Annotated in this window: 3 protein-coding genes and 1 tRNA gene; all 4 read right to left on the reverse strand. The window is 72.6% G+C overall.

The window, feature by feature from the left end:
* The coding region (locus KS423_RS42440) for an MFS transporter (protein ID WP_224285044.1) at positions 1-537 on the reverse strand (537 nt) is incomplete at its 3' end.
* A 45-nt stretch (positions 538-582) separates the two neighbouring features.
* Positions 583-1,410: a MerR family transcriptional regulator gene (locus tag KS423_RS42445; RefSeq protein WP_224285045.1), complete on the reverse strand. Its 828-nt coding sequence runs from the start codon at positions 1,408-1,410 to the stop codon at positions 583-585.
* A 163-nt stretch (positions 1,411-1,573) separates the two neighbouring features.
* Positions 1,574-1,661, reverse strand: a tRNA-Ser gene (locus KS423_RS42450).
* Between the two features lie 63 nt (positions 1,662-1,724).
* Positions 1,725-2,904 (reverse strand): S1C family serine protease (locus KS423_RS42455; protein ID WP_224285046.1); only part of this gene is annotated, 1,180 nt, incomplete at its 5' end.

A 2,904-nucleotide genomic window follows, 5' to 3' on the forward strand; every position in this document is an offset into this window, starting at 1 on the left:
GCCGGACAGTCCGCCGCCCGCGACCAGCAGGCCGCCCAGCGGTGCCCCGAGCAGGACGGCGGTCTGCCCGCCGGCCTGCCGCAGGGCGAGTGCCCGGGGCAGCCGGTCGGCGGGTACCAGCCGGCGCGGCATCGAACCGCTCGCCGGGAGGTGGAAGGCGTCGACCGTCCCGATCACGGCGGCCGCCGCGACCAGCAGCCACAGCGGCGTCCCCCGGTCGGCCGCCACCAGCGCCGGCGCGACGGTCACGGCCAGCATCACCGTGTCCCCGACGACCATCACCCGACGGGCGCCGAACCGGTCCGCGACCGCGCCGCCCAGCAGGACCAGCGCGGTGCGCGGCACCGTGATCGCCGTCAGGACCAGTCCGGCCGCTCCGCCGCCGTGCGCGGAGGCGGCCCAGCCGAGGCCGAAGTACAGCGCGGCGTCGCCCAGCAGTCCGGCCTGGACACCGGCCAGCCAGAGCAGGTACGTCCGGGGCAGCGCAGCCCGCGGCGACGGACCGGAACCGGTGCCGGCGGTGGAGGCGGTGGTCATGCCGGGCGACGCTAGGGCCCTCGACCTGGTCGAGGGCAAACGCCGCTACCGGCGGACCACCGGCTCCTGGAGCTCGGTGACCCATCCGGCCCGGTCCTCCGGGCACTCCAGGTACAGCTCCCGGCCGTAGCCGGCCGAGCGGTAGCCGTTCTCCTCGATGAAGCGGGCCAGTTCCTGGACCGTGCCCAGCACCTCGTCCATCGGACCGCGGTGCACGATCGTCGCCGCCTCCTCGATCGGCGGCAGGTCGAGCACCTCGAAGTCGTGCGCGTCCGGCCGCACCGACGGGCCGACCGGGACGGCGACCAGGACCAGCACCGAGCCGTTGCCCTCCGGCGCGTCCTGGTAGCGGGCGACGGACGGGCCGGTCGCCTCGATCCCGGCCTCGGTCAGCCGCCGGCACAGTTCGGCGAACAGCGGCCCGATCACCGGTCCGATGTCCTCCGGCTCGTAACTCGCGGCCACACCGGCCAGTTGGGCCACCCGGACGGACGGCACCGACTTCACCACGACATCGTGCGTGGACATGGTTCCCTCACTCTCGATCGTCCGGAGCCTCGCCTCCACCCGGGCCAGCCGCAGCTCGTCGGCCGCGATCGCCTCGGCGAGCTGGGCCCGCCGCAGCCGCAGCATCCCGCGCAGTTCGGCCGCGTCCACCTGCTCGTCCAGGACGGCGCGCACCTGCTGCAGCGTGAAGCCGAGCTCCTTGAGCGCGATCACCCGGTTGAGCCGGGCGAGTTGGGACGCCTCGTAGAAGCGGTACCCGCTGACCGAGTCCACCCGGGCGGGCCGCAGCAGCCCGATCGCGTCGTAGTGGCGCAGCATCCGCACCGACACCCGGCCGTGGCTGGCGAAGTCTCCGATGTTCAACATGATGCGACCACTCCATCCCCTGCCACCGTGTCAGGGTCAACCCGGCCGCCCGCATCCGTTTCCCGGCCGCTCCACAGTCGGCGCCCGCGGCCACCGGGGAAACACCGAGGGCGGGTGCCGAGCGAACTCGGCACCCGCCCTGAGCAGGTGGTTCTCCTACCGGCGGAGAGCGTGGGATTCGAACCCACGGTGACGGGTCACGCCACGACAGTTTTCAAGACTGTTCCCTTAGGCCGCTCGGGCAGCTCTCCAGGCGGAGGTCAGCCTAACGGGTCCGGCGGGGTTCGGCGCACACCTTTCGGCGCGGGCGGGGGTCACTGGTCGCCCTCGCGCTGGCCGAGGGTGACCTTGGTGTTGAAGGTCTGGCCGTTGCGGGTGTACTCGACGTCGACGGTCTCACCGGGCTTGTGCGTCCAGATCCGGCTGACCAGGGCGGGGCCGTTCTCGATCGGGACACCGCCGAGCTTGGTGATGACGTCGCCCGGCTTGAGGCCGGCCTTGTCGGCCGCGCCGCCGGGGGTGACGGCGGGCTGGCCCTGGATGTCCTTGGTCTGGATCTGCGCGCCGTCGCCCTTGTAGTCGTCGTTGCGCAGCACGTCGAGCTTGGCGTAGACCGGCTTGCCGGTCTTGATCAGGGTGTCCGCGACCCACTTGGCCTGGTTGATCGGGATGGCGAAGCCCAGGCCGATGCTGCCGGCCCGCCCGTTGGCGGAAGCGTTGGACTGGATCGCCGAGTTGATGCCGATCACCGCGCCGCCGGAGTCGAGCAGCGGGCCGCCGGAGTTGCCGGGGTTGATCGAGGCGTCGGTCTGGAGGGCGTTCATGTACGAGGCCTGCGATCCGGTCTCGTCGCCGGAGGCCACCGGCCGGTCCTTGGCGCTGATGATGCCGCTGGTGACGGTGGACTCCAGGCCGTACGGCGCGCCGATCGCGACGGTGGCGTCGCCGACGTTGACCTTGTCGGAGTCGGCCAGCGGCAGCGGGGCCAGCTTGCTCTTGGGCGGGTTGTCGATCTTGACCACGGCGACGTCGTAACCCTCGGCGTGGCCCAGCACCGAGGCGCTGTACGAGGTGCCGTCGGCGAACTTGACGGTCAGTTTGCCGCCGTTGAGGGTCGGCGCCACCACGTGGTTGTTGGTGAGGATGTGGCCCTCGGTGTCGAAGACGAAGCCGGTGCCGGTGCCCGACTCGCCGTTGCCCTGCGCCTTGATGGTGACGACGCTGGGCAGCGCCTTCTGCGCGATGGCGGCGATCGAGCCGGGGGCGGGCTCGTTCTTCTGGGTGTCGCTGGCCTGGACGGTGGTGCTGCGGTGGTCGTTCGGGGAGTTGCTGTCGTCGGCGCGGTTGGCGACGGTCACGCCGAGCGTGCCACCGGCCACACCGGCGACCAGCGCGACGGCCGCGATCAGGGCGACCAGGCCGCCGCGCTTCTTGCGAGCGCCGGGGCCGGCCGGACCGCCGGGGTGGTCCGCCGGGTAGCCGAGCGGGCCCGCC

The organism is Streptomyces sp. LS1784, assembly GCF_020103755.1.
Taxonomy (GTDB): Bacteria; Actinomycetota; Actinomycetes; order Streptomycetales; family Streptomycetaceae; genus Kitasatospora.

Bases quoted from the DNA above. Each gene is read 5' to 3' on its own strand.
- KS423_RS42445 (WP_224285045.1), bottom strand. From the start codon at position 1,410: ATGTTGAACATCGGAGACTTCGCCAGCCACGGCCGGGTGTCGGTGCGG.